Below are 6000 nucleotides of genomic sequence, written 5' to 3'. Positions count from 1 at the left end.
TTGACATGGGTGCCAGTTTAACATATCATCCTCTTTTATATTTTTTATTTAATCATCAAAATGCACTTTAATACTATTGTAATCTTCATCATCATCAGGTATTTTAGGCATACGAACTTCTAAGATCTGATTTTTATAAATTGCTTTTGTATCATAAGTATCGATATGTGTAGGAAGGTTTATTGTTTGTGAATTCCCACTAGGCAGTCCTTTAATTTTAAGTTTATTTGTATTCAGGCTTAGTTTGATTTTTCTATGATCGATATGTTTTGGAATATATATTTTAGCAATTAAATAGTGATGTATATCTAATAGATCTGTTTTTAATTCCCCAGTATTCGTATTCGTATTCGTATTCGTAATCGTATTTGTTTTAGGTTTACTTGAATCTACATTTGATGTTGTTCTTGAAAAAGCTTTTTCTATCGTATCAGAAACATATTTATCTATCCATGATAAATCTAAATTGTTTGGATCTATATTATTTAGATTTGTATTACTCATTTGATCTCTTATTAGCTTATTAAATTGATGTTGATCAAATAAATTACTCATATTACCTACCTCTTTCTTATACATATTATTAACTAGTGTATTCTTATCTATCTAAATGTGTGATTTGGCAAAAAGAGCAGAACATCTAAAGAAATGGAAACATACAATAAAATATTGAAACCATGAAAAAGGATGTCTGCTTATGCCTGCTATTGTAGGAGCTATAAAAATAATAAGTGTAGGAAGCGGTGCTATTGTTCAATTTGGTGATTCAATTCAAGTGTCTCCTGTAAGTTCATCCAAAACTTATGCTGGCTCAGGTTCTTTTAATACTGGGGATTTACCAATTACGAATAACCTTCTTAGTGCAACGAACACTTTTGATCCTGATGTGAAAGATCAAACTCAAGATAACTTTGGTGTTGAGGGGAATGTTATATGAACCTAACTGTTAATCAGAGCATTCAAATTGGCATGATTAAAATTGGAGCAATAACAAATTCATCTTTTTTACAAATAGGTAGTGCAGGTGTCATTAAATGTTTATCTAATCTGTATAATACAGGTGGATTTATAGAACCAGCACCCGAACTTCAAGCTATATCAGAAGCCTCAGCTGCTGCTCTGGTTCCTTTGTCACCACCTTCATAATGTATGGATGATGGGGAGGATTATTATGTACCAGGACCCTCAAATGCAACAATATATAAAAAAGCTAACAGATAATTTAATCGAACATCAAAATAAATTAAATAATTTAGAAAAGTTAATGAAACAAATGAAAGAAGATATGAACAAACTAATTGCAAGCAAAAATAATACGATTGAAAAAATAGAATATAACTTTGATCAACTTAAAGTGGAAACTTTAGAGGGTACATTAAACATAGGTATTACTCCTGGTGGGAATGGTATAATTGAAGAACTTGAAGTTAATGATCAAACGGAACATGAAGTACAGCTAGGGGGAGAAATTGAAAGTGACTGTCATCAAGGCATCAGAGATGAAATCCATCAACATTTAGATGAGGAAGTCCCTAATGCAATAAGAACATTACAGGAAAAGTTCAATTTAGTCGTTGGTGAAGAATACACACAAGAAATGATCAAAGATATTAAAAAACAAATTGATGGTCGAATTCATCATTATTTAAATAATAATGAAAACAAAGAATTAAACCAAGATGAAATTAAAAATAATGTTTTGGCAAAAACAAAAAAAGATATAGAGACTTCTATTTTAAATCATTTTCATAAAATTACAGGTAAGGAGAATGAAAACCAATGAAGATGAATTGCAAGATGAATTATACAGTGGTAAATAAGGATATTCATGTAGGAGATATTAATATTATTGGTTTGACAGGATCTTCTGTTTTATTAGTAGGGGATACTGAACACATTACAAGTGGTTCTGCTTTTGATACACCTCCTGAGGCATTAATTATTGGACCTCTTGCTCCTTTAGCTCCTGAAACTCCATTCTAAGGAGATCAGCAAATGAAAATAACTTCAAATAGAAGAACTTCCGTAGTTGAAAACATAAAAGTCATTTCTATTACTAGAAGTGCTGTTTTTCAAATAGGTGATTCAGTAGAATTAAACCCTAGGTCATTTGTTTATGCTGTTCAGAGGGAAGTCCCTGTTTATTTTCCAGGTGAAGGAGATTTTGCTCAACTAGAATTATTTCAAGAACGGATTCCAAGGCCAACAGTTACTGAAGATGTAAGAACAACCTTTATTAATGAAAATCCAAATATTTATGTGGACAGTATCCGAGTACTAGGTTTGGGTGGTTCTTCCATCCTGCAAGTAGGATCAAATTGCAGTGTAGATACTGAATCTAAAGTTATCAATATAAGGCAATTTATTGATCAAGATCTAGATGATCACACATATATGCCTACACAATATAAAAAGTCAAATTCGTAATTTTTTTATATTTTAAAAAACCGACTGTGTTCTTAGAACACAGTCGGTTATCAATTTTAATTTATTATTTTATAGCACTTCCACCTAATACAAAACGGTATTCCCAGTGAGTATTTTCAATGTTATTCACTTTAACTCCACCAGATTCTTTGGAGTAAGTGTGTAATATTTTCCCGTCTCCTATATAGATACCTACATGTGTAATACGTTGTTTAGATTTATTAATTCCACTATAACTGCTTTCCTTGCTACCTTTATAGGACATGAAAAACATAAGATCACCTGGCTGTAAATTTTTCCAATTTGTTGTTGTATCCCCAATATCTCGTACATAATCTGCTTGTTGTCTAGAATCATATGGTAATTTAACACCTAATGCATCAATGAACGTTCTTCGCACAAAGTCAGAACAATCAAATGTCTTCGTGCTATTTCTATTTGATCCATATTCATATGGTGTTCCTAAATATTTCATTCCTGCTTGGATGATTTGATCTGCAGCATCTGAATTGATTTCAGTACCCTGATCTGTATTAGTATCCGTATTTGAATTAGAATCTGGGTCCGTTTCATTCTGAGGAGTACTTGTCTCATTATTTTCAGACAATAATTTTATAAATTTTTTACTGGAACTTACATAACCAGCTTGTCCTTTTTTATCCAGTACTTTATACCAGTATTTATTGACTTTTTCTATAATCGTAACATCTTCCCCAGTTTTTAAATAACGCATTCGATCATAACTTGTTGAAGGTCCAGTTCTAAAAGATACACCTCTAACTATAGTAGCATCTGCAATTGAATTTGTATCTTCAGACAAGTTTAACTCGTTATTATTCCCACTTTCATTCGTTGGTTTGGTATATTTTTTATTTGCACTTATATACCCAACCTTCCCATTTTTATCTTTTACTTCATACCAATAATCATTCACTTTTGAAATGATTTGTACGTCCTCACCTTTTTTAAGCATTCTAATAATCTCACCTGATGTTGAAGGTGCTTCTCTGAAATTTACTCCCCATATCACTTCTGCTGTTTGAATTTCACTTGCAAAAGCTAAGTTTTGGACAGGTGCGATACTTAGAACTAAAGCTGCGGCTAATACCGTAGAGATCATTTTTTTCTTCATGTTGAATTTCATGTTGAAATTTCCCCCTAGTTAGTTTTTTCAACAAAAATCAACCATTCCCTTAATGAGCTCGCTTTCATTCTAACATAGATTCATAGACAACTAGACAAGCAAGTTATACCAATTAACTTGAAACTCAAGGCAGACCTGTGCTTAAGTAGGTTACGATACTAGACTAAGGTCTAGGGTTAAATATGGTCCAGAGTCTGTTTTGCAAGTTAAGGGAATCCCCTACAATAATATTAAAGATACACAAACAGCAGTCGAAGGTGGTGAGAAACATGAAATTTAATAAAAAGAACTTACTTGCTTTGTTTTTAATATTATTTGGGGGATTGCTGCTCTTTGAAAAAATTGGCTTCAATTTTGGGCAAAACATATTTTCTTTCTTGATTCCGTTCGTTGTTTTGGGGATTGGTTACTTGGGTATTAAAAATGGAAAATTTATAGGATGGCCACTATTGATTATTGGAGCATTCATGGTTTTAGGCAAATTTGCTGGGTTGTTTGGAATTATTTTAGCAGTGGGACTCATTTTATTTGGAGTTCATTTACTTAAAAAAGAGAGAAGGATTGAATAGAAAGGGGTAAAGAAATGAGCCTAGTAAAAAGAATTAGAGATATTAGCGTTGCTACTTTAAATGATAAAATAGAAAACTCCGAAGATCCTGTACGTTTTATTGATAAATACTTACAAACACAAAAAACAAAATTATCTCAATTAGAAAAGTTATATCAACAAACGTTAACACATGCACATTCTGTCAAGCAACAATATATGGAGGCTGAAACAACTAGAATAAAAAGAGAAAACCAAGCAGAGATTGCATTAAAAGCGGGAGAAGATCAACTTGCAAAACTAATATTATTAGAAAAGATGCAAAGTGAAGAAAAAAGTGAACAATATAGGAAATTGTACGAAGATGGAAAACAAACGATTTTGGAGCTGGAAGAGCAAATACAAATCTTAAAAGATGAAGTGCAAGAGCTTGTTGATAAAAGAGCATTTTACACAGCAAAGATAGAATCAATACGTTTGCAAAAACAGTTAAATCAAGTCAATCATTTTATTGAGAAACAAGATTATTATGAACAATCAAGAACAATTGATCGAAAATTTTCTGAACTGGAATTACAAACAAATGCTTTAAGAGAAGTGAGATCACTTGATTCCAATACAGGATCATCTCTTGGATCTAAATTACAAACAGAAGTAGAAAATCAATTTGAAGCATTAAAGAAAAAATTAGAGCAAAGGAGGTGAATTGGTGATGGCAAACTTATATAGATCGCAGACGGATAAAAAACTAACAGGTTTATGTGGTGGTTTAGCTGAGTATTTAAATGTGGATGCAAATTTATTGAGAGTCATATTAATTATTACTGCGGTTTTTACGGGAGGCACAGTGATACTGCTTTATGTTTTAATCAGTTTAGTCATCCCGAAGGAACCTGCACTGCAATCTTCATTTCAAAATCAACATACAGCTTATGATCAATCAACTGTTCAACAAAATTCTCAAACTCAATCAACAACTACTTATGACAGTGGTTCTAAAATAGATGACATGATGAAAGATATTGAGAAAAAAGCAATGCAACAAGAAATAGAAGATTTAAAATCAAAATTAGCCAAATATGAGAAAGGGGAACAAAAATAATGGGAGTTTTTAAAAGAATATCAGATATGACAAAAGCATCTTTACACGAGGTATTAGACAAAATTGAGGATCCGATTGTGATGCTAAATCAATACTTAAGAGATATGGAAGAAGAAATTGCAAAAGCGGAAGTAACTGTAGCTAAGCAGCTAGCAAATGAACGCATGTTAAAACAAAGAATAGATGAAATGAAGGGTACTAGTAAAAGTAAGGAAATGAAAGCATCAGAGGTGTTGAAAAATGGTCAGGAGGACGAAGTAAAGGTAATACTTGAACAAAAAATACATTTAGATCAAAAAATTGAAGAACTTACTCAAATGCATATAAGTTCAAAATCTCAAGCAGAAGAATTGAAAGATCAACTTCATGAAATGAAAGAAGAATTTTATAAAATGCGTAACAAGCGTAATGAGTTAGCTTCAAGATCTCAGCTAGCAGATACAAAGAAACAAATGGCCCAATTAACAAATCATCAACAAATTGATCGTGGTAATGCTGCATCTGGTTTTAGAAGAGTTGAAGAAAAAATTGTACAAAAAGAAATAGAGTCGCAAGTGTTTAGTAATCAGGAATCAAAAACTACTCTTACAAATATGAATCCTGCAAATAAAGAAAAGTTAGATGCAGAATTTAAAGCATTAAAAGATAAAGCTGCAAAAACAAAATAAACAAATTTAGATTTAGATCAAAACATATACCCAAAATTTGTACAATTATGTTATGCTATTAAAGGATTAAGCCATACGGTTTGTTATTGCCGCTATGGCTTTTCATCGCTTA

The 6000-nt window shown here is 31.7% G+C and carries 11 protein-coding genes; 9 read left to right on the top strand and 2 right to left on the bottom strand.

Features of this window, described 5'->3' with window-relative positions:
- Positions 1 to 48: 48 nt before the first annotated feature.
- The gene (locus tag ERL59_RS08300) at positions 49 to 555 is read right to left on the bottom strand and encodes an Hsp20/alpha crystallin family protein (RefSeq protein WP_160645730.1); all 507 of its coding nucleotides are present in this window, start codon (positions 553 to 555) and stop codon (positions 49 to 51) included.
- 142 nt (positions 556 to 697) lie between these two features.
- Between ERL59_RS08300 and ERL59_RS08295 the strand changes: the two genes are divergently transcribed.
- The 5 genes from ERL59_RS08295 to ERL59_RS08275 are packed head-to-tail and all read left to right on the top strand — an operon-like array spanning position 698 to position 2427.
- Complete coding sequence (locus ERL59_RS08295) at positions 698 to 937, top strand: spore germination protein (protein ID WP_160645729.1); 240 nt, start codon at positions 698 to 700, stop codon at positions 935 to 937.
- Entirely contained in the window at positions 934 to 1146 is a 213-nt protein-coding gene (locus tag ERL59_RS08290; RefSeq protein WP_160645728.1) for a spore germination protein GerPB, read from the top strand. Before ERL59_RS08295 ends, ERL59_RS08290 begins: the two co-directional genes overlap by 4 nt.
- Positions 1147 to 1171: 25 nt before the next feature.
- Entirely contained in the window at positions 1172 to 1783 is a 612-nt protein-coding gene (gene gerPC / locus ERL59_RS08285) for a spore germination protein GerPC (RefSeq protein ID WP_160645727.1), read from the top strand.
- 14 nt (positions 1784 to 1797) lie between these two features.
- A complete protein-coding gene (locus ERL59_RS08280; protein ID WP_160645743.1) occupies positions 1798 to 1983 on the top strand; it encodes a spore gernimation protein GerPD in 186 nt (61 codons plus the stop codon).
- 12 nt (positions 1984 to 1995) lie between these two features.
- Positions 1996 to 2427, top strand: coding sequence for a spore germination protein GerPE (locus ERL59_RS08275; RefSeq protein ID WP_160645726.1), 432 nt, complete (start codon positions 1996 to 1998; stop codon positions 2425 to 2427).
- Positions 2428 to 2491: 64 nt separating this feature from the next.
- On the opposite strand, the gene ERL59_RS08270 is transcribed toward ERL59_RS08275, so the two are convergent.
- On the bottom strand, positions 2492 to 3571 hold the full coding sequence (locus ERL59_RS08270) for a C40 family peptidase (protein ID WP_235929833.1): 1080 nt from the start codon (positions 3569 to 3571) through the stop codon (positions 2492 to 2494).
- A gap of 269 nt (positions 3572 to 3840) precedes the next feature.
- Here ERL59_RS08270 and ERL59_RS08265 point away from each other — a divergent pair, with 269 nt between their 5' ends.
- The 4 genes from ERL59_RS08265 to ERL59_RS08250 are packed head-to-tail and all read left to right on the top strand — an operon-like array spanning position 3841 to position 5888.
- A complete protein-coding gene (locus ERL59_RS08265) occupies positions 3841 to 4140 on the top strand; it encodes a LiaF transmembrane domain-containing protein (RefSeq protein ID WP_160645725.1) in 300 nt (99 codons plus the stop codon).
- A 14-nt stretch (positions 4141 to 4154) separates the two neighbouring features.
- A complete protein-coding gene (locus ERL59_RS08260; protein WP_160645724.1) occupies positions 4155 to 4823 on the top strand; it encodes a PspA/IM30 family protein in 669 nt (222 codons plus the stop codon).
- 7 nt (positions 4824 to 4830) lie between these two features.
- A complete protein-coding gene (locus ERL59_RS08255) occupies positions 4831 to 5220 on the top strand; it encodes a PspC domain-containing protein (RefSeq protein WP_160645723.1) in 390 nt (129 codons plus the stop codon).
- The gene (locus ERL59_RS08250; protein ID WP_160645722.1) at positions 5220 to 5888 is read left to right on the top strand and encodes a PspA/IM30 family protein; all 669 of its coding nucleotides are present in this window, start codon (positions 5220 to 5222) and stop codon (positions 5886 to 5888) included. The genes ERL59_RS08255 and ERL59_RS08250 overlap by 1 nt, the downstream gene beginning before the upstream one ends.
- Positions 5889 to 6000 lie beyond the last annotated feature (112 nt).

The organism is Chengkuizengella marina (assembly GCF_009910845.1).
Taxonomy (GTDB): domain Bacteria; phylum Bacillota; class Bacilli; order Paenibacillales; family KCTC-33759; genus Chengkuizengella; species Chengkuizengella marina.
Note: the sequence above shows the minus strand (reverse complement) of the source record. Positions and strands in the feature narration are given on the sequence as shown.